Below are 22,743 nucleotides of genomic sequence, written 5' to 3' on the forward strand. Positions count from 1 at the left end.
CGAACCAAATGACTCGTAAACCCGACAAAAACCCGATAACTAGATGGTTATCAGATCCGGAAACTTACGGGGGCGAAAACGGTGATATTCATTAGACAGCCGACAAATACCCTGCTCAGCGGTTAGGCTTGCTGCGTGGCGGCCAAGGATTGTGGTGGCCCACCGCGATGGCCAGACGGCTCGTCGAAGCGCCCGGACTGTGTAGCCGCGGCGCGGGCCCAGTCGCGCGCACGCAACCAGCACTACGCCGACAGCGCCGCGCGCCAATACCGGGTGCTCGCGATCGCCGCGTGGCTGGCCGTGCTGGTCTGCGTCGACTTCGTCGCTTTGCAGTTGATCACCGGAGTCTGGACGTGGCAGATCATCTCGCTCAACGCCCTCGCCGCGATGATCTTCGCCGCGGTGCCGTGGCTGCACCGTTTCGGTGACCTCATCGCGCCGCTCACCTTCATCGGCGCCGCCTACGTCACGGTCTTCGTCAGCACCTGGGACGCCGGCACGGGTACGGGCGCGCAGTTCTTCTTTTTGGTCGGGGCGTGCCTGGTGGTGCTGTTGCTGGGCATCGAACACACCGTGCTGGCGGCCGGCCTGACGGCGGTCGGGGCCGGGCTGGTGATCGCCCTGGAGTTCCTGGTCCCCCGCGATACCGGATTACAGCCGGCGTGGGCGCAATCCATGACCTTCGTGGTCACCATCGTCTCGGCCTGCGTGATGGTGTTCGTGGCGGTGTGGTTCGCGCTGCGCGACACGCAGCGCGCCGAGGCGGTGATGGAGGCCGAGTACGAGCGCTCGGAAGCGCTGCTGGCCAACATGTTGCCGGGCAGCATCGCCGAGCGTCTCAAGAGCTCGTCGCGCAGCGTCATCGCCGACAAGTACGACGAGGTCTCCGTCCTGTTCGCCGACATCGTCGGGTTCACCGAACGCGCCAGCACCACCACCCCGGCCGACCTGGTGCGGTTCTTGAACCGGCTGTACGGCGCCTTCGACGAACTGGTCGACAAACACGGCCTCGAGAAGATCAAGGTCAGCGGCGACTCCTACATGGTGGTCAGCGGGGTCCCGCGGGCTCGGCCGGATCACGCCTTCGCTCTTGCCGATTTCGCGCTCGACATGGCCAATGTCGCTGCCGCACTGAAGGATCCGCACGGCGATCCGGTCGCGCTGCGGATGGGCATGGCCTGCGGGCCCGTGGTCGCGGGCGTCGTTGGCTCGCGCCGCTTCTTCTATGACGTCTGGGGCGACGCGGTCAATGTCGCGTCGCGGATGGAATCCACCGATTCGGTGGGCCGAATCCAGGTGCCCGAGGCGATGTACGAGCGACTCAAGAACGAGTTCGTCCTGCAGGAGCGCGGCCGCATCGAAGTCAAGGGCAAGGGCGTTATGCGCACCTGGTACCTCATCGGCCGTAAGGCGGACGAAGAGCCCGCCGACCTGCTCACCGGGCGACCACACACCGTCCACGTCTGATCAAAGCCCCTGTACGGTCCCTGTACCAGGGCCCGCGTTTGTGTCAGACTGCGGCCATGACTATCTCCCCTGGCTCTCCTGGAACCCACCCCGTTCCAAGCTTGCTGCCGCATCTGTGGAAATCCGCTCTGCTGTCGGGAATTCTGTCGATCGTCCTCGGTGTCCTGGTATTGGCGTGGCCGGGAATTTCCATCCTGGTGGCCGCCGTCGCCTTCGGCGTGTACCTGCTCATCACCGGTATCGCGCAGGTCGTGTTCGCGTTCTCACTGCACGTCTCGGCGGGGAGCCGAGTTCTGTTGTTCATCAGCGGGGCCGCGTCGCTGATTCTGGCGTTGCTCGCGTTCCGCCACTTCGGTCAGGGCTACGCAATTCTGCTGCTGGCCATCTGGATTGGCATCGGCTTCATCTTCCGTGGTGTCGCCACGACGATTTCGGCCGTCAGCGACCCGCACCTGCCGGGCCGGGGCTGGAACATCTTCCTCGGCGTGCTCAGCCTCCTCGCCGGCATCGTGGTCGTGGCGTCGCCGTTCGAATCGATTGTCACCCTGGCGATCGTGGTCGGCGCGTGGTTCGTGGTCATCGGGATCTTCGAGGTCATTTCGGCCTTCGGCATCCGCAAGGCGTCCAACTCCCTCGGCAGCTGACGCGGGCGCCGGTGGCGCAGGCGCCGACCCATCTACTACACTCTGTCGTAGCCGTTGATCGGGCCTCCGCAGTCGGGAGATGACAGATGAATGTCGTCGATATTTCGCGGTGGCAGTTCGGTATTGTTACCGTCTACCACTTCATCTTTGTGCCGCTCACGATCGGTTTGGCCCCACTGATCGCCATCATGCAGACGGTGTGGGTGGCTACCGGGAACACCGCGTGGTACCGGCTGACCAAGTTCTTCGGCAAGCTGTTTTTGATCAACTTCGCCATCGGTGTGGCGACCGGCATCGTCCAGGAATTTCAGTTCGGGATGAACTGGAGCGAGTACTCGCGGTTCGTCGGCGACATCTTCGGTGCACCGCTGGCGATGGAAGGGCTGTTCGCCTTCTTCTTCGAATCCACGTTCATCGGCTTGTGGATCTTCGGCTGGAGCCGGCTGCCGAAGCTGCTCCACCTGGCCTGCATCTGGATCGTCGCGATCGGTGTCAACGCCTCGGCGTTCTTCATCATCGCGGCGAACTCGTTCATGCAGCACCCGGTCGGCGCGCACTACAACCCGGCGACACGGCGCGCCGAGCTGGACAGCATTTTCGCCCTGCTGTCCAATAACACTGCGCAAGCGGCGTTTTCACACACCGTGGCGGGAGCGCTGCTGACCGCCGGCACCTTCGTCGCCGCCGTCAGCACGTGGTGGATGGTGCGCTCACGCAGGACCGAATCCACCGCCCCCACAGCGGAAACCGAGGCCCGCACCATGTTTCGCCCCGCGGCAATCCTGGGCTGCGGCGTAGTGCTGCTCGCCGCGGTCGGCCTGTTCTTCACCGGCGATCGCCAGGGCAAGCTGATGTTCGTTCAGCAGCCGATGAAGATGGCGTCGGCAGAAGCGTTGTGCCGCACACAAACCGACCCCGACTTCTCGGTGCTGACCATCGGCACCCACAACAACTGCGGCAGCGTCACGGAAGTGATCAAGGTGCACTACGTGCTGCCGTTCCTGGCCGAGGGCAAGCTCAGCGGCGTGACGCTGCAGGGAGTGAACGAGCTGCAGCAGCAGTACCAGCACCGCTTCGGACCCGACGACTACCGGCCGAACCTGTTCGTCACCTACTGGTCGTTCCGATTGATGATCGGGTTCCTGGTGTTCCCCGTGGCGTTCGCCCTGGCCGTGCTGTGGTTGACCCGCGCCGGGCGAACCCCCAAGGGCCGCTGGGTTTCCTGGTTCGCGCTGCTCACCATCCCCACGCCGTTTCTGGCCAACATCTCGGGTTGGGTGTTCACCGAGATGGGTCGGCAGCCATGGGTGGTGGCGCCGAACCCGACCGGTGACCCGCTGGTCCGGATGACCGTCCGCGAAGGCGTGTCGAACCACGTGCCGGGCATGGTCATCACGTCGCTGGTGACCTTCACCGTCGTCTACGCGGTGCTGGCGGTCGTGTGGTTCTTTCTGCTCAAGCGCTACACCGTCGAAGGGCCGCTGGAACACGACGCGGAACCCGCTCCCCCGCAGGCGCCCGACGCTGACGAGGTGGCGCCCCTGTCGTTCGCCTACTAAGGGCGTGATGGGGCTTATCGACGCCGAAAGGAGCTGATCGCAGTGGGACTGCAAGAAGTGTGGTTCGGCATCATCGGGATGCTGTTCCTGGGGTTCTTCATCCTCGAGGGCTTCGACTTCGGCGTGGGCATGTTGATGGAGCCGTTCGCGCGCGTGGGCATCGGTGAAGCCGAACCGTTGCGGCGCACGGCGCTCAACACCATCGGCCCGGTCTGGGATGGCAACGAGGTGTGGCTGATCGTCGGCGGCGCGGCGATGTTCGCCGCCTTTCCCGGGTGGTACGCCACCGTGTTCTCGACGCTGTACCTGCCGTTACTGGCGATCCTGTTCGGCATGATCGTGCGTGCCGTGGCGATCGAGTGGCGCGGCAAGATCGACGACACAAAGTGGCGCGGCTGGGCGGATTTCGGCATCGCCGCCGGTTCGTGGCTGCCGGCAGTCTTGTGGGGTGTCGCGTTCGCCGTCCTGGTCCGCGGGCTTCCGGTGGACGCCGCGGGCCACATTCACCTGTCGGTCGCCGACGTGCTGAACCCCTATACGGTGTTGGGCGGCTTGGCGACCGCCGGTCTGTTCTTGCTGTACGGAGCGGTGTTCGTCGCGTTGAAGACGTCCGGCGCCATCCGTGAGGACGCCCACCGGTTCGCCGTGTGGCTCTCGCTTCCGGTGACCGGACTGGTTGCGGGCTTTGGACTTTGGACGCAACTGGCGTACGGCAAAGACTGGACCTGGGCGGTGCTGGCCGCCGCGGTGGTCGCGCAACTGGCCGCGGTGCTGCTGGTGTGGCGGCGGGCCTCCGACGGCTGGGCGTTCACGTGCGTCGCGCTGGTCGTGGCGGCCGTGGTGATCCTGTTGTTCGGCTCGCTGTATCCGAACCTGGTGCCCTCGACCTTGAACAGGCAGTGGAGTCTCACCATCTACAACGCGTCGTCGACGCACTACACGCTCAAGGTCATGACGTGGGTGACCGCCTTCATGGCGCCGTTGACGGTGGTGTACCAGGCATGGACGTACTGGGTGTTCCGGCAACGGATCTCGGCCGAGCGGATACCCGCACCCATCGGTCTGGCAAGGCGCCCGTCCTGAGCGGTAACGACCGCGCGAGCCGGGCGCCACTGGACCCGAGACTGTGGCGGGCATCGGCGGCGCTGCGCCGCTATCTGGTCGCCGCGGTGGGTTGCGGGGTTTTGATCTCCGGCTGCGCGATCGGCTCGGCGATCGTGTTGGCGCGCATCGTCGCACGCGTCGTCGCCGATCCCCCCGCGCGCGGCCTGCACGCCTGGTGGGGTCCGCTGTCACTCCTGTTGGCGCTGTGGGTGATTCGCGCGATAGCGCATTGGTTTCAGGGCCGGTTGGGGCAGCGGGGGGCCAGCGCCGTCATCGCGGACCTGTCCGGCCGGGTGCTCGATGCGGTGACCGCCAGGCAGCCCGGCGAGCTCGCGGCGCAACGCGACGCCGCCGCGGTGGTGGTCACCCGCGGACTCGACGGCCTGCGGCCCTACCTCACCGGATACCTGCCGACGTTGCTGCTCGCCGCGATCCTGACGCCGGCCACCGTCGCCGTGATCGCGGCCTACGACCTGAAATCGACGGCGATCGTGGCGATCACGCTGCCGCTGATACCGGTCTTCATGGTGCTGATCGGGCTGGCGACCCGGGACCGCTCGGCGGCCGCCCTGGCCGCGATGACCACCCTGCAGGCGCGGCTGCTGGACCTGATCGCCGGGATCCCCACCCTGCGGGCGTTGGGACGCGGCGCGGGCCCCGAACAGCGCATCGCCGAACTCGCTGCCGCGCACCGGCGTTCGGCCATGGCGACGCTGCGGATCGCCTTCCTGTCGGCTCTGGTGCTGGAATTGCTGGCCACCCTGGGGGTGGCGCTGATCGCCGTCGGAATCGGGCTCCGCCTGGTGTTCGGCGAGATGACCCTCACCACGGGTTTGACGGTGCTGTTGCTGGCGCCGGACGTGTACTGGCCGCTGCGCCGCATCGGCGTGGAGTTCCATGCCGCTCAAGACGGAAGGGCCGCGGCCGATGCGGCGTTCGCCCTCATCGGCGAGCACGCCCCGGCCAAGGGCCGCACCCGGGCGGTGACCGCGCGCGGCGCGCCGATCCGCCTCGAACGTCTCACCGTCGCCGGCCGCGACGGTCGGGCACCGTGGGATCTGGACGCGGTGATCGAGCCCGGCGCCGTGACCGTGCTGACCGGGCGCAACGGTGCCGGGAAAAGCACCACGCTGCAGGCGATCGCCGGCATCACCGAGGCCTCGTCGGGCCGGGTCACCGTCGCCGGGGTCGATGTCGCGGATCTCGAGCCGGCCCGGTGGTGGGCTCAGCTGTCCTGGCTGCCCCAACGCCCGGTGCTCGTTCCCGGCACCGTCGATGACAACCTGGCGCTGCTCGGAGAGCTCGAGGACCGCGAAACCGCCTGTGCGGTATCCGGATTCGACGCCGTGTTGGCCGAACTTCCCGAAGGGGGCGACACCGTGCTGGGGCGCGGCGGCGTCGGGCTTTCTTTGGGACAGCGGCAACGGCTGGGTCTCGCGCGGGCCCTCGGATCGACGGCCGACGTGCTGTTGCTCGACGAGCCGACCGCGCACCTGGACGCGCGCACCGAGGAACGGGTCTTGCGGGCCATCGCGGCGCGGGCGCGCGCCGGTGCGACCGTGATCGTGGTCGGGCACCGCGAGCCGGTGCTGGCCATCGGCGATCGGGTCGTCGAGGTGATCGCCGACCGTGGGGTGCACTATGCCCCGGTCTGATTCGGCGGCGACTCGCCCTGAACCCCTACTTGCCGCCGCGGTGCTGCTGCGGCCCCGGTTGCCGCGCGTGCTGGCCGCGATCACGCTCGGGGTGCTCTCGCTGGGCAGCGCGCTGGCGCTGGCCGGTGTTGCGGCGTGGCTGATCACCCGCGCCTGGCAGATGCCGCCCGTGCTCGACCTCTCGGTCGCCGCGGTCGCGGTGCGCCTGTTCGCGATCTCGCGGGCCGTGCTGCATTACTGCGAGCGCCTGGTCACCCACGACACGGCCCTGCGCGCCGCCGGCACCGCCCGGGTGCAGGTCTATCAGCGGCTGGCGCGTGGGCCCGCGGCGGCCGCCGTCCGGCTGCACAGCGGTGAGCTGGTGTCCCGGGTGGGGGCCGACGTCGACGAGCTGGCCAACGTCTTGGTGCGCGCCCTGGTTCCGATCGGCGTCGCGGCGGTGCTGGCGCTCGCGGCCACCGCGGTCGTCGCCGCCATTTCGCCGGCGGCGGCCGTCGTGCTCGCCATCTGCCTGCTCATCGCCGGTTTCGTCGCCCCTCGCCTCGCCGGGCGGGCCGCCGCGACCCAGGAGGAGATCGCGCGGCAGCAGCATTCCGAGCGCGACACCTCGGCGCTCGTCGCGCTCGAACACGCGCCCGAGCTTCGCGTCGCCGGCCTGCTCCCCGGCGTCATCGCCGAATCGCAACGCCGGCACCGCGCCTGGGGTGACGCCCTGGACACCGCGGCCAAACCGGCCGCCATTGCCGAGGCGATGCCCACGGCGGCCGTCGGGGCCAGCGTGCTGGGTGCGGTGGTGGCCGGGATCGGGTTGGCATCCGCGGTCGCGCCCACCACGCTCGCCGTGCTGATGTTGCTGCCGCTGTCCGCGTTCGAGGCGATGACGCCGCTGCCGGCGGCGGCCGTGCAGCTGACCCGGTCGCGGATCGCCGCGCGGCGGTTGCTCGAGTTGGCGGCCGAGGGCCCGCGCGAGACCGTCGACGCCACGCAGACGACACCGAGGCCGGTCGGCACCTGCCGGTTGTCCGCGGACGTGCGTTCGGGTCACAGCGCGGCAGGCTCGATCCGCGTCGCGCTGGACCTGCCCCCGGGCGCGCGGTTGGCGGTGACCGGCGCCAGCGGCTCGGGGAAGACGACGCTGCTGATGACGCTCGCCGGGTTGCTGCCGCCGCGCGAAGGGCAGGTGCTGCTCGACGGCGTCGCCGTGACTCGGTTCGACGAAGCCGATTTGCGCTGCGCCATCGGCTTTTTCGCGGAGGACGCGCACATTTTCGCCACCACGATCCGGGACAACCTGCTGGTCGCCCGCGGCGACTGCCGCGACGACGAACTCACCGCGGCCCTGGGCGCCGTCGGGCTGGGCGGGTGGCTCGCCGGCTTGCCCGAGGGCTTGGCCACGGTGTTGATCGGTGGCGCGCAATCCCTTTCGGCGGGCCAGCGCCGGCGGCTGTTGCTGGCCAGGGCGGTCCTATCGCCCGCGCGGATCGTGCTGCTCGACGAACCCACCGAACACCTCGACGTCACCGACGCCGACCAGGTCCTGCGCGACCTGTTGGCCCAGGATTCCCGGCTGCTGTCCCGCGAGCGCACCGTGGTGGTGGCCACTCACCACCTGCCCAAGGGAATTGGCTGCGACGAGCTGCGCGTCGATCACAGAGCCTGAACTACCGCGTGTCCGACGGGCAGCGGTCAGCTGGCCGGGCGCTGCCGATGGGCGTCCGGGTGCTCGTCATACCAGCGGTTCTCGAGCTTGCGGACCCGCCCGCGTTCGACCTTGAGCCACACCAAACCCGACCGTGATCGCCGCGATCGCGATCGCGCCGCCGATCAGGCTGCGGTCTCGTGGCCGGTGCCGAGGGCGACGAGGCACCGAAAGACGGCGATCACGCCCACCAGCATGAACAGGTAGCCCGGCCAGCTCATCACGTCGATCAGCGACTCACCCGCATGCGGCCTGGTCGTCCTCGCATGGTCGATGGGGTCGCGAAACGTGTCACCCATGACAAAGTGCCTTTCCCCGTGTGTCCACCGCGGTATCCGGGGGGTGCCTACCTCTTCAACGGTAGCGACGAAGGGTGAGAATGTGCTGTCGGGTAACTGGACGGCCGCTGCCAATCAGGCTGTCCCCCATGGCCGGCGGCACGCTCAGAGGTGTCGGCGGCGCGGCATGAACTCCAGCGACAGCAGCACGAACAGTAGCGGGACGATCTGTGTCATGGAGATCAGCGCGTAGCGCCGCGCGTCGAGCGCGTGCCACTTGCGCACGTATCGGTATAACGACTCGAGCGCGATCAGCGGGTCGAGGATGTGGATCAGCCGGTAGAACACGCGCTGGGTCCAGCCGCGGTTCTTGTCGTCGAATATCTCGGGGAAAGCGGCGAAGGCGAGCGAAACCCGCTGTGCCCCATTGTCTTTGCCGGCCATGATCATGTCGACGCTGAGTCGCTCGTCGAGCCCGTTGGGGGCGCCGCGGCGTCGCCACGGGACGTCGAGGGTGATGTCGCTGCCGCCGCCGGCCGTGGCGTATCGGTGAAAGGCCTGCACCTTGCCGGTGGCGTCCCTGGCGATGATCAGCTGTATCCCCGGGAAACGGCCTTCCAGGACGCCGTCGAGATTCATGTGGAATCCGCGGTCGGCGCGCGCCCCCTTGGACGATTCCCGCACCACCTCGGTCAGCTCGGCCAGCAACGTGTGGTCGAGCTCCTGCTCGGCGACGATTTCGGTTGTGACACCGCAGTTATGGGTGCGCTTAACCGCCTGACGCAGGTTGCGGAACCTGCGGCCCACCATGTCGAAGCCCGACACGTCGACAACGACGTCGCGCCCAATCGGTATGGCCCGCAACGTTTGTCCCAGGGTGGCCGGGTCGGTCCACAGTTCACGCCGCCGCTCGCCGCACCCCACGACCGCGATGCGCCATCCGTGGGCATGACAGGTGGCGGCGAAATCGGCCACCAGTTCGCCGAAACGCTTCTCGTCGCCGATGGGATCGCCGCTCACCACGGCGATTCCCATCCGCGTCCGGTAGGCCAGCGCCGCGGAGCCGTCGGCGGTGAAGTGGTAGCTCTTGCCGGTCTGCATGGTGAACGGCGCCAACGCGTCATCGCGGGTCACCTTGATCAATTCCCACACGCGCGGCAGGTCGGCGGGCCGCGGGTGTGAGGTCATCGGCCACATCAACACCAGGCCCGAGCTGGCGATCACGACGTCACCGAGCAGATCGAAGGACAGCACGTGCATGCCCAGCCCCGCCAGCACGAAAAACGCGGCCGCAATGGCGTGCATCGTCGTCACCGGGCGGCCCAGGAAGACGCCGCGCGCGATCCACGCCACCGCGACCAGGACCGTCAACGACCACGCCAACCGGTCGGCGAAATGCCAGTTGGGTTGGCTGTGGTGGCGGGCGAGTATCTCGATGAGCCAGCACGCCGCGCACAGCAGCGCCAGGGCGCCGATCAGCCGGGCCGCCCGCGAATCGGCCGAAACGACAACACGTTCGCGCACGCGAGGTCGTGCTGTGACGTCCACCACCGGCCCGTTCACACTCACCTCCCGATGCGCTGACAACAGCTGGGCGGCATGTCTGCCGCCTCTGCACCGAATACCCGGCTACGTCAAAGCTACGCCCGATCACGGCCCATTCGGGAGAGATTCGTGCGGATATCCTGCAGCTATTGGGTAACGGTTTATCGGGGAGAAGACGGAAAGTACTTCAGCACGCCCTCCTGCACCACCGTGGCGAGCGTCTGCCCGGACCGGTCGAAGAAGTGCCCGGTGCCCAGGCCACGCGAATCCGCGGCCACGGGCGACGACGTCGAGTACAACACCCAGTCGTTGAAGTTGACCTGCCGGTGAAACCAGATGGAATGGTTGGCAGACGCGGCGAAGATGCGGTCGAAGCCCCAGGAGAGGCCGTGCGTGGTGATGACCGAGTCCAGCACCGTGGTGTCCGAGGAGTACACCATTGTCGCCGTGTGCAATACCGGGTCCTCGGGAACCTCGCCCAGTGCCTTGACCCAAACCCGGTTGTGGGGCAGCCGGTCCCCCTTCGTCCGCATCACCCACGCCGGGTCATTGGTGTAGCGCCACTCGATGGGCTGCAGGGCGTTGACGAAGTGCGGGACCGTCTCCTCGTACCCGCGCAACAGCTCGCCGATCGTGGGTTGCGTGTGCGGTTCGGCGACCTGCGGCGGCTCGATGCCGTGCTCGAGGCCCCGGCCGCCGGCCATGTAGGAGACCATGGCCGAGCACAGCAACGTGCCGTCTTGCGTCGCGTCGACGCGCCGGTTGGCGAACCGCCGCTCGTCGCGCAGCCGGGTCACGCGGTATTCGATGTCCTTGCCGGTGTCGCCACCGTTGATGAAGTGCACCGAGAGCGCGCTCGGCGGCAGGTCGCCGCGAACCAGGCTCCGGCTGGCCGCGACGAACGCTTGCGACATGAGCTGACCACCGAACGTCCGCATCGGGTTCTTGCTGGGATGCGAGCCGATGAACAGGTCATCATCGAGACGATCGAGGTCGAGTGTCGCCAGCAGTTCCTGGAAATCAGAATCGGTGCTGATGGCGGCCTCTCCTTCGGGTCCGGGCGTTAGACGTCGTCCTCCCCGATCCGGTGCACGTGGATCAGGTTGGTCGACCCTACTGTGCCAGGTGGCGCGCCGGCGACGATGACCACCAGGTCGCCGCGCTTGTAGCGACCGAGTTCGAGCAGCGACTTGTCGACCTGGCGGATCATGCCGTCCGTGGAGGTCATCATCGGGACGATGAACGTTTCGGTGCCCCAGGTCATGGCGAGCTGGCTGCGCACCTCGGGCCAGGCGGTGAAGGCCAGCAGCGGCAGCGGGGTGTGCAGGCGCGCGAGCCGCTTGACCGTGTCGCCGGATTGGGTGAAGGCGACCAGGGCTTTGGCGTCGAGCCGCTCGCCGATGTCGCGGGCCGCATAGGAGATCACGCCGCGTTTGGTGCGCGGCACGTGGGTCAGCGGCGGGGCGGCCGTGGAATTGTCCTCGACCGCGCAGATGATGCGCGACATGGTCCGCACGGCAGCCATCGGATACTTGCCCACCGACGTCTCCCCGGACAGCATCACCGCGTCGGCGCCGTCGAGGACGGCGTTGGCGACGTCGGAGGCCTCGGCGCGGGTCGGGCGTGAGTTCTCGATCATGGAATCGAGCATCTGGGTGGCCACGATGACCGGTTTCGCGTTCTCCCGGGCCATCTGGATGGCCCGCTTCTGCACCAGCGGAACCTCTTCCAGTGGCAGCTCGACGCCGAGGTCGCCGCGGGCCACCATGATGGCGTCGAAGGCCAGCACGATGGCTTCCAGATTGTCGACGGCTTCGGGCTTTTCCAGCTTGGCGATCACCGGAACCCGTCGCCCGACCCGGTCCATCACCTCGTGCACCAGCTCGACGTCGGCCGGCGAGCGCACGAAGGACAGGGCGACCAGGTCGACGCCGAGGTCCAGGGCGAAGGTGAGGTCCTCGATGTCCTTCTCCGACAAGGCCGGTGCCGACACGTTCATGCCCGGCAACGAGATTCCCTTGTTGTTGCTGACCGGGCCGCCCTCGACGACCGTGCAGATGACGTCGTCGCCCTCGATGCCATCGACCACCAGGCAGACCTTGCCGTCGTCGACCAGAACCCGGTCACCGACGGCGGCGTCCTCGGCCAGTTTCTTGTAGGTGGTCGACACCCGGTCGTGGCTGCCCTCGCAGTCGGCGACGGTGATCCGGACGGTCTCACCGTCGGCCCAGTAGGTTGGGCCGGTCGCGAAGCGTCCCAGCCTGATCTTGGGGCCCTGCAAATCGGCGAGCACGCCGACGGCACGGCCGGTGGCGTCGGAGGCCACCCGGACCCGTTCGTAGGCCGCTTTGTGATCGGCGTAATCACCGTGGCTGAAGTTCAACCGGGCGACGTCCATTCCCGCCTCAACCAGCGCCAAGATCAACTCGTCCGAATTGGTCGCAGGCCCAAGGGTGCAGACGATCTTCCCGCGTCTACTCACGCCGACCCAGCATAGTCGCGTGTGACCCCCGGGGCGTGCACATAACGCCGCCGGGACAGTGTGCTTTTACCCACCAAGAACGGTCGGAATCAACGGGAAGGCGGGCAAGTTACGCGCAACCGTCCAAACGGCCGTCGCGACCACGACGGTCAGCAGCACCGGCCGTGACAGCGGCGATGCGCCGCGCGCGCGGCGAACCACCAGCCACGCGGCCAGCATCGGGATTGCGACCAGGACGAAAACGTTGTCGTGGAGCGCGGCCGCCAGGTCACCGTGCACCACGTCATACGTCATCCGCAGCCCGCCGCAAAACGGGCAGTTCCAGCCGGTGAGCCACCTGAAGGGACACGGCGGATAGATCGACGCGGGATTGTGCGGGTCGGCCAGCGCGACGTAGCCGAGCGCGCCGCCCAGCGCGAGGCCGGTCGCGGCCCCGACGTAGCCGAGATGATGACGCAGACCGTGCGCATCGGCATGCGTGGGTGGCAGGGCGGGCCTCGCGTTGGTCACAGTGCTTCCAGCATGCCAGATGCACCGCGCCCCGACGTCATGAGCGGGTGGTCAGCGGCCCGACAGTCGGTTCCGCAGACGCGAGCCCCATCGCCGCCGGGTTTCCGGTTGATCCGAAATCTTTTCGGCGACGGGCTCTTCCGTAGTGGCTTCTGCGCTTTCGGCTTCCGGTTCCTCGTCTTCCGCCTCGTCGGCGGGTTCCGGTTGCGGCGCTTCGGCTTCCGCCTCGGATTCCGGCTCGTCGAGCTCGAGCTCTTCGGCCTCGGATTCCTCCGCCTCGGCCTCATCGGCCACCGCCTCGGCCTCCGGCTCGTCCGCGTCGCCCTCGGATCCTTCGGCTACCGCCTCGTCGGCTTCCGCTTGCGGCGCTTCGACTTCCGTCGCGACCTCCGGCTCGTCAAGCTCGAGCTCTTCGGCCTCGGATTCCTCCGCCTCGGCCTCATCGGCCACCGCCTCGGCCTCCGGCTCGTCCGCGTCGCCCTCGGATCCTTCGGCTACCGCCGTGTCGGCTACCGCCGCGTCGGCCTCTTCCCCTTGCGGCGCTTCGGCTTCCGCGGCGGCCTCCGGCTCGTCAAGCTCGAGCTCTTCGGCCTCGGATTCCTCCGCCTCGGCCTCGGATTGCTCCGCCTCGGCCTCCTCGGCCACCGCCTCGGACTGCGGCTCTTCGGCTTGTGCCTCGTCGGCGTCGGCGACGGCCGCGGTCCCCACCGCGGATTCGGTCGGCACGTCGTCGTCACCGCCACCCGCCGCGGCCGTCGTACCCGCCGCACCCGCCGTCGCCGCAACGGTCGCCGGCTCCAGTTCGGCGGATTCCTCGTCAACGTATTGGTTTCCGCGCAGGCTCTCGGGATCTTCGCGGCCCCTGGGCGCCGCCATGATGTACACCACGGCCCCGATGAACACGAAAGTCGATGTGAACGAATTGATCCGGATGCCGGCGATGTGGGTGGCGGTGTCGTCGCGCAGCAGCTCGACACAGAACCGGCCCACGCAATAGCCGGCCACATAGAGCGCGAACAGCCGGCCATGTCCCAGCGTGAATCGCCGGTCCGCATAGATCAGCACGGCGAAAATCAGCAGGTTCCACAGCAATTCGTAGAGGAACGTCGGTTGCACGACGAGTGCCACCTGCCCGGTGGAGATCCCGTCCAGCGAATGCGGGTCGATGTATCCCGAGGGGTCCCGGCGGTAGAAGATCTCCAGCCCCCACGGCAGCGTGGTCTCGCGGCCATAGAGTTCCTGGTTGAAGTAGTTCCCGAGCCGACCGATGGCCTGCGCCAGAATGATTCCCGGGGCGATCGCGTCGGCGAAGGCCGGCAGCGGAATGCCGTGCCGGCGGCAGCCGATCCAGGCGCCCACACCCCCGAGCGCCACCGCACCCCAGATGCCCAGTCCGCCGTCCCAGATCCGGATCGCCGCCCCGAGCCCGGCTCCGCCCGGGCCCCAATAGGTTCGCCAGTCGGTGGCCAGGTGGTAGAGCCGACCACCGATCAACCCGAACGGCACGGTCCACAGCGCGATGTCGTAGATCACCCCACGTTCACCGCCGCGCGCCTCCCAGCGCCGGTCGCCGATCAGCAGGGCGGCCACGATGCCGGCGATGATGAACAGGGCATAGGCCCGGATGGGCAGCGGCCCGACGTGCCAGACGCCCTGCGCCGGACTCGGAAAATAGGCGAGCAACTTCGTCACGACGCGGCCGCCCTTTGACGTACACCGGCGGCGAGTTCCTCAGTGAGTGCGCGCAATGCGGTCAAACCCCCGTCCCCCAGCGCCGACACCAGCGCGGAACCGACAATGACACCGTCGGCGTAGCCGCCGATCTGGGCGGCTTGCTCACCCGACCGCACCCCCAGCCCGACACCGACGGGGATGTCCGATATCTCCTTGACCCTGCCCACCAATTCGGGCGCGGCATTGGACACCACGTCGCGTGCTCCCGTGACGCCCATCGTCGACGCCGCGTAGACAAATCCGCGGGACGCCTCGACCGTCATCGCCAAGCGCTGCGGCGTCGAGGAGGGCGCCACCAGAAATATCCGGTCCAACCGATGCTCCTCGGACGCCGCCAACCACTGCCCGGCTTCGTCGGGGATGAGGTCCGGAGTGATCAGGCCGTACCCGCCGGCCGATGCCAGGTCGCGGGCGAAGGCGTCAATTCCGTAGCGCAACACGGGGTTCCAGTAGGTCATCACCACGGCGTGGCCCCCGGCGGCGCTGATCGCCTCGACCGCGGCCAGGGTGTCGCGGACGCGCACTCCCCCGTGCAGCGCGGCCTCGGTGGCCTTGGCGATGGTCGGGCCGTCCATGCCGGGATCCGAATAGGGCACCCCGACCTCGACGATGTCGCAACCGGATTCGACCAGGGCGACCATCGCGTGCACGGACGTCGTCACATCCGGGTACCCGGTGGGCAGATAGCCGATCAGCGCGGCGCGACCGTCGTCGCGGCACACGTCGAAGATCGGCCCGAGCCTGCTGGCCTCGCTCTGCTTGACGGTCATCGGTCGCTGGATCCCAACAGCCCGAACCACTGCGCGGCCGTCTCGACGTCCTTGTCTCCACGCCCGGACAGGTTCACCACGATGATCGCGGCCTTCCCCAATTCGGGGGCCACCTTCAGGGCCCCGGCCACCGCGTGCGCGGATTCGATGGCGGGGATGATCCCCTCGGTGCGGCACAGGGTGCGGAATGCCTCCATCGCTTCGGAGTCGGTGATGGGCCGGTACTCGGCGCGTCCGCTCTCGCGCAGCCACGCGTGTTCCGGACCCACCCCCGGGTAGTCGAGACCCGCTGAGATGGAATGGGATTCGATGGTCTGCCCGTCCTCGTCCTGCAGCAGGTAGGAGAACGATCCCTGGAACGCCCCGGGGGAACCGCCGCTGAAGGTCGCGGCGTGCCTTCCGGTTTCGACGCCGTCGCCGGCCGCCTCGAAGCCGATCAGCCGCACGCCGGGATCGTCGATGAACGGGTGGAAGATGCCGATGGCGTTCGATCCGCCACCGATGCAGGCCAGCACCGCGTCGGGCAGCCGGCCCGCCTGCGCCTGGATCTGGGCGCGCGCCTCGAGGCCGATGATGCGCTGAAAGTCGCGCACCATGGCGGGAAAGGGATGGGGCCCCGCCGCCGTGCCGAAGCAGTAGAAGGTGTTGTCGGCATTGGTAACCCAATCCCGGAACGCTTCATTGATGGCGTCCTTGAGCGTCCTCGAACCGCTCTGGACCGAGACGACCGTGGCTCCCAGCAAGCGCATCCGGGCCACGTTGAGCGCCTGGCGTTCGGTGTCGACGGCGCCCATGTAGATCACACACTCCAGGCCGAGCAGGGCGCACGCGGTGGCGGTCGCCACGCCGTGCTGACCGGCCCCGGTCTCGGCGATCACCCGCTTCTTGCCCATCCGCTGAGCGAGCAGCGCCTGGCCGAGCACGTTGTTGATCTTGTGAGAACCGGTGTGGTTCAGGTCTTCTCGCTTGAGGAAGATGCGGGCGCCGGCCTGCTCGGACAGCCGCGGCGCCTCATACAGCGGTGACGGCCGCCCCGCGTAATGCGCCTGCAGATAGTCCAGCGTGTCCAGGAAATCCTGGTTGACGCGCTCCTTCTCGTAGGCCGCGGTGACCTCTTCGATCACGGCCATCAACGCCTCGGCGACGTAGCGGCCGCCGTACACACCGAAATGGCCACCCGCATCGGGTTCGTGGCGGGTGGGTTCGGCGATGGCTGCGCTCGGAAGCGGAAGGTCCGGGCGGGACAGATCCACCATCACCAAGGCTCTACGCGGGGATGGCTCATGGGGTTCAACGTTACAGCGAAGGGGCTCTTCAGTGACGCAGCGACTAGCGAGAAGGTTTCGGACAGGACGGATGGGTGCCCGCGGTGACCAGATCGGCGACCGCGGCGCGCGGGTCACCACTTTTGACCAGACCTTCGCCCACCAACACGGCGTCGGCACCCGCACCGGCGTACGCCAGCAGGTCTGCGGTACCGCGCACACCGGATTCGGCGATCCTGATCACGTTGCTGGGCAGCCCGGGAGCGATGCGCGCGAAGCAATCCCGGTCCACCGCCAGCGTGGCCAGATCGCGGGCGTTGACGCCGATTACGTTGGCCCCGGCCTTGAGCGCGCGGTCGGCCTCCTCTTCGGTGTGCACCTCGACGAGTGCCGTCATGCCCAGCGATTCGGTGCGGTCCAGCATCGACACCAACGCCGACTGCTCCAGCGCGGCGACGATGAGCAACAACATGTCGGCGCCGTGCGCACGCGCTTCGTGGATCTGATAGGGCTGCACCACAAAGTCTTTGCGCAAAATCGGTATCGAGACCGCCGCCCGAACCGCGTCGAGATCGTCGAGCGAACCGTGAAAGCGGCGCTCCTCGGTCAAGACGCTGATGATGCGCGCGCCGCCGTCCTCGTACGCCCTGGCCAGTTTGGCCGGATCGGCAATGGTCGCCAGGGAACCCGCCGACGGGCTGGCGCGCTTGACTTCGGCGATGACGCCGATTCCGGGCTCGCGCAGGGCGGCCATCACGTCGCGGGGCGGCGGCGCGGCCGCCGCGGCGGCCTTGATCTCGGACAGGCTGATGAGGGCTTCGCGCGCGGCAACGTCGGCCCGGACTCCCTCGAGGATGGAGTCAAGCACGGTTGCCGGACTCATGCCTGTCGTTTCCCTTCGCCCTGTCGCCCCGCTGTCATCCCACGGCCACTCGGTTGTCCCCGGCCGATTGCGACGACGTCAATGAAGGGTAGCGGCCCGCGGCTTGCGGCCCGTCACCGACCCTCGGTGTCAGACTCGCTCGGCGCATCGGTTGGGTCACGCCCCTCGTCAAGCGCGTCCCAGATCATCCGCTCCGACATTTCCGGCGTCTGTCGCCCCTCCAGCATCGCCCCGGAGGCGTCGTCGCGTCGGGCAATCGAGCGGCGCGTCGCCGGCGTCGTGTACTTGATGGCGCTGGATCGGGCCGACCCGGAGTCCGACGCGGACCGCATCAGCAGGACGGCCGCGATCAGGGCGCACGCGGCGGCGGCCACCGTGACCCCGGCGCCCCAGTACCGTCGCTCGCTCCCTACCAGCGACATCACCGAGACGTGCGCCAGCTCGGCGCCGCGGACCGCCACGTCGGGCAGCACCCACAGGCTGACGCCCAGGTAACCGACCGCCAGGCTGGCCAGCGCCAGCAACCCCGCCAGCGCGCGCAGCGGCCAGCCCCGCACGGCGATGGCGGCGACGGCCGCGGCCAGCAGCAGCATCGCCAACGGCAGCAGCGCCGTCGACCACGCCCCGCCGGACAACGTCACCTCCTTGGGTGGCCCCAGCCCGTCGAACGACCGGATCACCACCCAGGGCAGGCGCGAGGCCGCCCACAGCGCGCCCGCGGCCACCACCAGCGTCGCCTGGGCGATGCGGATCAACCAGGGACTGTTCAGGGGGCGCCCCGAGGCGTCAGCCATCGCGGCCGGCCCCCGGCTCGGTCAGCGTCTCGGCCGCTGCGATCGCGCTGAGCACCGCGCGCGCCTTGTTGGTCGCCTCGGTGTATTCGTAGGGGCCGTTGGAGTCGGCGACCACCCCGCCCCCGGACTGCACGTAGGCGGTGCCGGCGCGCATCAGGGCGGTGCGGATGGCGATCGCGAAGTCGGCGTTGCCGGCGAAGTCCAGGTAGCCGACCACGCCGCCGTACAGGCCGCGGCGCGTCTTCTCCACCTCCTCGATCAGCTCCATGGCCCGCACCTTCGGCGCGCCCGACAGCGTGCCGGCCGGGAAGCAGGCCGTGACCGCGTCCAGGGCGGTCCGGCCCTCGCCGAGCAGCCCGGTCACCGTCGACACCAAATGCATGACGTGGCTATAGCGTTCGATGTGGCTGTAGTCCTCGACGCGGACGGTGCCCGGCGCGCACACCCGGCCGAGATCGTTGCGGCCCAGATCGACCAGCATCAAATGCTCGGCGCGTTCCTTCTCGTCGGCCAGCAGCTCCTTTTCCAGCAGCTGATCCTCTTCGTCGGTGTCCCCGCGCCAGCGGGTTCCGGCGATCGGATGGGTGGTCGCGACGCCGTCGGCGACGGTGACCAGCGCCTCCGGGCTCGACCCGACGATCGAAAAGTCCGTTCCCCCAGCGTCATTCGGCACGTGCAGCAGGTACATGTAGGGGCTCGGGTTGGTCACCCGCAGCATCCGGTACACGTCGATCGGGTCGACGGCGGTGTCCATTTCGAACCGCTGCGAGGGCACCACCTGAAAGGCCTCACCCGCGGCGATCTGCTCGACGAGGTAGTCGACGATCTTCCCGTACTCCTCGACGCTGCGCTGCGCGCGGTAGCGCGGCTCGGGCCGGTCGAACGTGGCGACGGTCGACGACAGCGGCTGGCCCAGCGCCGCGGTCATCACGTCCAGCCGGGCGACCGCGTCGTCGTAGGCCTCGTCGACCCGCTCGTCGGTCCCGTTCCAGTTCACGGCGTTGGCGATCAGCGTGATGGTGCCCTCGTGGTGATCCACCGCCGCCACATCGGTGGCCAGCAGCAACAACATGTCCGGCAGGCCCAGGTCGTCGACGGCCAGCTCGGGCAGCCGCTCCAGGCGCCGCACCAGGTCGTAGGCGAAGAACCCGACCATGCCGCCCGACAGCGGCGGCAGACCCGCCAGCGGCCCGGTGGCCAGCAGCTCGAGGGTGGCCCGCAGGGCCCGCAGCGGGTCGCCTCCGGTGGGCGCGTCCTGCGGCACCACGCCGAGCCAGATCGCCTCGCCGTCGCGCACGGTCAGCGCCGAGGGCGCTCCGGCGCCGATGAACGACCACCGCGACCAGGAGCGGCCGTGCTCGGCCGACTCCAGCAGAAAGGTGCCCGGGCGGTTGGCGGCGAGTTTGCGGTAGGCCGACAGCGGCGTCTCGCTGTCGGCCAACACCTTGCGGGTCACCGGGACCACGCGGTGCTCGGCGGCCAGCTGGCGGAAATCCTCTCGTGAGGTCGTCGCGGCGAGGTGGGCGTGCACCGACCCATCCTCCCAGACGCGGGCGGACGGCTCGCGCGCGTAGCGTGTCCGCCATGAAACCTGGTGAGACCGTCGCCGACTTCGAACTGCCCGACCAGACGGGCACGCCGCGCAAGCTCAGCGAATTGCTGTCCAGCGGGCCCGTCGTGCTGTTCTTCTACCCCGCGGCGATGACGCCCGGCTGCACCAAGGAAGCGTGCCATTTCCGCGACCTGGCCGCCGAATTCGCCGCGGTCGGGGCCAACCGGGTGGGGATCAGCGCCGACCCGGTGGACAAGCAGGCCAAGTTCGCCGACCTGCGGAAGTTCGACTACCCGCTGCTGTCGGACACCGACGGCACCGTCGCCGCCCAATTCGGCGTCAAGCGCGGCCTGCTGGGCAAGCTGATGCCGGTCAAGCGCACCACGTTCGTCATCGACACCGACCGCACGGTGCTCGACGTGATCTCCAGCGAGTTCAACATGGACACCCACGCCGACAAGGCGCTGGCGACGCTGCGCGCCCGGTCCTAGCGGCGGCCCTCAGGGGCTGATCGCCAGGAAGACGTAGGCGGCCAGCAGCACCAGATGCACCTCGCCCTGCAGCCGGGTGGCCCGCCCGGGTACCACGGTCAGCATGCTGATCACCACGGTCAGCGCGAGCAGCACCAGCTGGATGGGGCCGAGGCCGAGCACCAGCGGCCCTTTGAGCCAGATCGACGCCAGCGCGATCGTCGGGATGGTGAGCCCGATGCTGGCCATCGCCGAGCCGTACGCCAGGTTCAGGCTGATCTGGATGCGGCCCTTTCGCGCCGACCGGGCGGCCGCGAGCGTCTCGGGCAGCAGCACCAGCGCCGCGATGATCACACCCACGAACGACTGCGGCAGACCCGCCACCATGACAGCGTGTTCCACGGCCGGCGACTCCTCCTCGGCCAGGCCGACCACCGCCACCAGGGCGCAGAGCAGCAGCACCAGGCTGCTCAGCGCCTGCCGCCTGCTGGGCGGATCCGCGTGGCTCTCGTCCTCGAACACGCGCTTTTGGCCCCGCTGCGCGATCGGCAGGAAGAAGTCGCGGTGCCGCACGGTCTGGGTGAACACGAACAGCAGGTACACCAAGAGCGTGGCGATCGCGGCGAAGGCGAGCTGGCTCGAGGTGAACTCCTTGCCCGGATGCCCGGTGGTGAAGGCCGGCAGGACCAGGCTCAGCGTGGCCACCGTGGTGACTATGGCCAGCGCGGCCCCGGCGCCCTCGGCGTTGAACAGCGTCACGCCGTAGCGCCGCGACCCGAGCAGCAGCGACAAACCGGCGATCCCGTTGGTGGTGATCATCAGCGCGGCGAACGCGGTGTCCCTGGCCAGCGTCGCGGCCTCGTTGCCGCCGGAGGTCATCAGGGCGACGATGAGGGCCACTTCGATGATGGTGACCGCGGCCGCGAGGATCAGCGACCCGAACGGCTCGCCGACCCGGTGCGCGACCACCTCCGCGTGATGCACCGCGGCGACCACGGCACCGACGAGAAACAGCGCGGCCACCGCGACCAGCACCGGTCCCAGCTTCTCGCCCCAGATCACTGCCAGCACGACGACGGCAAGCACCGGAACCACCACGTTCCAGGACAAGACGTCCCGGGACACCCATTTCGACATTGCCCGCCATTCTTGTCGAAGTCACGCGCCCGCGCCCGCCGAAAGTGACGCGGGCCACGCGCTAGCGCTCCGGTTGCAGCAGCGCGTCGGCGTCGAAGCAGCTGTGATCGCCGGTGTGGCAGGCGCCGCCGACCTGGTCGACGGTCAGCAGCACGGTGTCCCCGTCGCAGTCCAATCGCACCGAGTGGACGTATTGGGTGTGGCCGGAGGTCGCGCCCTTCACCCACTGTTCGCGCCGCGACCGCGAATAGTACGTCGCCTCACGGGTTTCCAGGGTGCGGGCCAGGGCCGCGTCGTCCATCCACGCGACCATCAGCACGTCGCCGCTCCCGCGCTCCTGCACGACGGCGGCGATCAGGCCGTCGGCGTTGCGCTTCAGGCGCGCGGCGATCCGCGGGTCGAGCGTCATCGAACGGTGATCCCCTCTTTGGCCATGGCCGCCTTCACCTGCCCGATGGTCAGCTCCCGGAAGTGGAACACGCTGGCCGCCAACACCGCATCGGCGCCGGCCGCGATCGCGGGTGCGAAGTGCTCGGCCGCCCCGGCTCCGCCGCTGGCGATGACGGGCACGGTGACCGCCGAGCGCACCGCCTGCAGCATCTCGAGGTCGAACCCCGCCTTGGTGCCGTCGGCGTCCATCGAGTTCAGCAGGATCTCCCCCACCCCCAAATCGGCTCCGCGGGAAGCCCATTCGACGGCGTCGAGCCCGGTACCGCGGCGCCCGCCGTGGGTGGTGACCTCCCAGCCCGACGGGGTGGGCACCGAGCCCGGCGGCACCGTGCGCGCATCGACGGAGAGCACGATGCATTGGGATCCGAACTGCCGCGCCATCTCGGCCAGCAGCTCGGGCCGGGCGATCGCGGCGGTGTTGATCGAGACCTTGTCCGCCCCGGCGCGCAACAACACGTCGACGTCGGCCACGGTGCGCACCCCGCCGCCGACGGTCAGCGGGATGAAGACCTGCTCGGCCGTGCGCCGTACCACGTCCAGCATCGTGGTTCGTCCCGACGACGACGCGGTCACGTCGAGAAAGGTGAGCTCGTCGGCGCCCTCGGCGTCATAGGCGGCCGCGAGTTCCACGGGATCGCCTGCGTCCCGGAGGTTTTCGAAGTTGACCCCCTTGACCACGCGCCCGCCGTCGACGTCCAGGCACGGGATCACCCGGACCGCGAGGCCGCTGTGGTTGGCGTGCATG

20 protein-coding genes and 1 pseudogene are annotated in these 22,743 nt (G+C 68.7%); 7 read left to right on the plus strand and 14 right to left on the minus strand.

The genetic code is table 11. The features are described from left to right. The first annotated feature begins 135 nt into the window (after window positions 1-135). From P6281_RS15055 to cydC, 6 genes are all read left to right on the plus strand, one after another. Window positions 136-1,467 carry an adenylate/guanylate cyclase domain-containing protein gene (locus tag P6281_RS15055; protein WP_008257712.1) on the plus strand — a complete coding sequence of 444 codons (1,332 nt, stop codon included), beginning with the start codon at window positions 136-138 and terminating at the stop codon, window positions 1,465-1,467. Window positions 1,468-1,505: 38 nt separating this feature from the next. Next, window positions 1,506-2,111 carry an HdeD family acid-resistance protein gene (locus P6281_RS15060; protein WP_026071350.1) on the plus strand — a complete coding sequence of 202 codons (606 nt, stop codon included), beginning with the start codon at window positions 1,506-1,508 and terminating at the stop codon, window positions 2,109-2,111. Window positions 2,112-2,197: 86 nt separating this feature from the next. Further along, complete coding sequence (locus tag P6281_RS15065) at window positions 2,198-3,670, plus strand: cytochrome ubiquinol oxidase subunit I (protein ID WP_008257715.1); 1,473 nt, start codon at window positions 2,198-2,200, stop codon at window positions 3,668-3,670. Between the two features lie 42 nt (window positions 3,671-3,712). Beyond that, window positions 3,713-4,753, plus strand: a complete 1,041-nt coding sequence (gene cydB / locus P6281_RS15070; protein ID WP_008257723.1) for a cytochrome d ubiquinol oxidase subunit II — start codon at window positions 3,713-3,715, stop codon at window positions 4,751-4,753. A gap of 62 nt (window positions 4,754-4,815) precedes the next feature. After that, window positions 4,816-6,429, plus strand: a complete 1,614-nt coding sequence (gene cydD, locus P6281_RS15075) for a thiol reductant ABC exporter subunit CydD (RefSeq protein WP_044059241.1) — start codon at window positions 4,816-4,818, stop codon at window positions 6,427-6,429. Then, the gene (gene cydC, locus P6281_RS15080) at window positions 6,416-8,089 is read left to right on the plus strand and encodes a thiol reductant ABC exporter subunit CydC (protein ID WP_044059216.1); all 1,674 of its coding nucleotides are present in this window, start codon (window positions 6,416-6,418) and stop codon (window positions 8,087-8,089) included. The genes cydD and cydC overlap by 14 nt, the downstream gene beginning before the upstream one ends. 26 nt (window positions 8,090-8,115) lie before the next feature. Here the strand turns inward: cydC and usfY are convergent. The 11 genes and pseudogenes from usfY to P6281_RS15135 form a co-directional block, all read right to left on the minus strand. Next, window positions 8,116-8,427, minus strand: a pseudogene (usfY, locus tag P6281_RS26185) (protein UsfY). A gap of 144 nt (window positions 8,428-8,571) precedes the next feature. Then, a complete protein-coding gene (locus P6281_RS15090) occupies window positions 8,572-9,969 on the minus strand; it encodes a bifunctional lysylphosphatidylglycerol flippase/synthetase MprF (RefSeq protein ID WP_014385115.1) in 1,398 nt (465 codons plus the stop codon). A gap of 143 nt (window positions 9,970-10,112) precedes the next feature. Next, window positions 10,113-10,988: an acyl-CoA thioesterase II gene (locus tag P6281_RS15095; RefSeq protein ID WP_080587934.1), complete on the minus strand. Its 876-nt coding sequence runs from the start codon at window positions 10,986-10,988 to the stop codon at window positions 10,113-10,115. Window positions 10,989-11,014: 26 nt separating this feature from the next. Further along, window positions 11,015-12,433, minus strand: a complete 1,419-nt coding sequence (pyk, locus tag P6281_RS15100; RefSeq protein ID WP_008257742.1) for a pyruvate kinase — start codon at window positions 12,431-12,433, stop codon at window positions 11,015-11,017. 66 nt (window positions 12,434-12,499) lie between these two features. Beyond that, a complete protein-coding gene (locus tag P6281_RS15105) occupies window positions 12,500-12,943 on the minus strand; it encodes a DUF2752 domain-containing protein (RefSeq protein ID WP_014380356.1) in 444 nt (147 codons plus the stop codon). A 51-nt stretch (window positions 12,944-12,994) separates the two neighbouring features. Then, window positions 12,995-14,635, minus strand: coding sequence for a prolipoprotein diacylglyceryl transferase (locus P6281_RS15110; RefSeq protein WP_201406971.1), 1,641 nt, complete (start codon window positions 14,633-14,635; stop codon window positions 12,995-12,997). Then, window positions 14,632-15,447, minus strand: coding sequence for a tryptophan synthase subunit alpha (trpA, locus tag P6281_RS15115; RefSeq protein ID WP_008257755.1), 816 nt, complete (start codon window positions 15,445-15,447; stop codon window positions 14,632-14,634). Before trpA ends, P6281_RS15110 begins: the two co-directional genes overlap by 4 nt. After that, window positions 15,444-16,706 carry a tryptophan synthase subunit beta gene (gene trpB, locus P6281_RS15120; RefSeq protein WP_014380359.1) on the minus strand — a complete coding sequence of 421 codons (1,263 nt, stop codon included), beginning with the start codon at window positions 16,704-16,706 and terminating at the stop codon, window positions 15,444-15,446. The genes trpA and trpB overlap by 4 nt, the downstream gene beginning before the upstream one ends. A gap of 70 nt (window positions 16,707-16,776) precedes the next feature. After that, on the minus strand, window positions 16,777-17,595 hold the full coding sequence (gene trpC, locus P6281_RS15125) for an indole-3-glycerol phosphate synthase TrpC (RefSeq protein WP_008257758.1): 819 nt from the start codon (window positions 17,593-17,595) through the stop codon (window positions 16,777-16,779). 113 nt (window positions 17,596-17,708) lie between these two features. Then, complete coding sequence (locus P6281_RS15130; protein WP_008257759.1) at window positions 17,709-18,389, minus strand: TIGR02234 family membrane protein; 681 nt, start codon at window positions 18,387-18,389, stop codon at window positions 17,709-17,711. Then, window positions 18,382-19,920, minus strand: a complete 1,539-nt coding sequence (locus tag P6281_RS15135) for an anthranilate synthase component I (protein ID WP_008257760.1) — start codon at window positions 19,918-19,920, stop codon at window positions 18,382-18,384. Before P6281_RS15135 ends, P6281_RS15130 begins: the two co-directional genes overlap by 8 nt. A 53-nt stretch (window positions 19,921-19,973) precedes the next feature. Between P6281_RS15135 and P6281_RS15140 the strand changes: the two genes are divergently transcribed. Then, complete coding sequence (locus tag P6281_RS15140; RefSeq protein WP_008257761.1) at window positions 19,974-20,432, plus strand: peroxiredoxin; 459 nt, start codon at window positions 19,974-19,976, stop codon at window positions 20,430-20,432. Between the two features lie 9 nt (window positions 20,433-20,441). Here the strand turns inward: P6281_RS15140 and P6281_RS15145 are convergent, their stop codons facing one another. From P6281_RS15145 to hisF, 3 genes are all read right to left on the minus strand, one after another. Further along, the gene (locus P6281_RS15145; protein WP_202349225.1) at window positions 20,442-21,548 is read right to left on the minus strand and encodes a calcium:proton antiporter; all 1,107 of its coding nucleotides are present in this window, start codon (window positions 21,546-21,548) and stop codon (window positions 20,442-20,444) included. Window positions 21,549-21,609: 61 nt separating this feature from the next. After that, entirely contained in the window at window positions 21,610-21,957 is a 348-nt protein-coding gene (gene hisI, locus P6281_RS15150; protein ID WP_008257763.1) for a phosphoribosyl-AMP cyclohydrolase, read from the minus strand. Then, a complete protein-coding gene (gene hisF / locus P6281_RS15155; protein ID WP_008257764.1) occupies window positions 21,954-22,742 on the minus strand; it encodes an imidazole glycerol phosphate synthase subunit HisF in 789 nt (262 codons plus the stop codon). Before hisF ends, hisI begins: the two co-directional genes overlap by 4 nt. Between the last annotated feature and the right edge of the window lies 1 nt (window position 22,743).

It is taken from the genome of Mycobacterium sp. 5-140-3-2, assembly GCF_035666375.1.
In the GTDB taxonomy this organism is placed as follows: Bacteria; Actinomycetota; Actinomycetes; order Mycobacteriales; family Mycobacteriaceae; genus Mycobacterium; species Mycobacterium intracellulare.

What these genes read in the sequence shown, in the direction of transcription:
- P6281_RS15065 (WP_008257715.1), top strand. Translation starts at nt 2,198, where the DNA reads ATGAATGTCGTCGATATTTCGCGGTGGCAGTTCGGTATTGTTACCGTC.
- cydC (WP_044059216.1), top strand. Translation starts at nt 6,416, where the DNA reads ATGCCCCGGTCTGATTCGGCGGCGACTCGCCCTGAACCCCTACTTGCC.
- trpA (WP_008257755.1), bottom strand. Translation starts at nt 15,447, where the DNA reads ATGACCGTCAAGCAGAGCGAGGCCAGCAGGCTCGGGCCGATCTTCGAC.
- trpC (WP_008257758.1), bottom strand. Translation starts at nt 17,595, where the DNA reads ATGAGTCCGGCAACCGTGCTTGACTCCATCCTCGAGGGAGTCCGGGCC.
- P6281_RS15130 (WP_008257759.1), bottom strand. Translation starts at nt 18,389, where the DNA reads ATGGCTGACGCCTCGGGGCGCCCCCTGAACAGTCCCTGGTTGATCCGC.
- P6281_RS15140 (WP_008257761.1), top strand. Translation starts at nt 19,974, where the DNA reads ATGAAACCTGGTGAGACCGTCGCCGACTTCGAACTGCCCGACCAGACG.
- P6281_RS15145 (WP_202349225.1), bottom strand. Translation starts at nt 21,548, where the DNA reads ATGTCGAAATGGGTGTCCCGGGACGTCTTGTCCTGGAACGTGGTGGTT.
- hisI (WP_008257763.1), bottom strand. Translation starts at nt 21,957, where the DNA reads ATGACGCTCGACCCGCGGATCGCCGCGCGCCTGAAGCGCAACGCCGAC.
- hisF (WP_008257764.1), bottom strand. Translation starts at nt 22,742, where the DNA reads ATGCACGCCAACCACAGCGGCCTCGCGGTCCGGGTGATCCCGTGCCTG.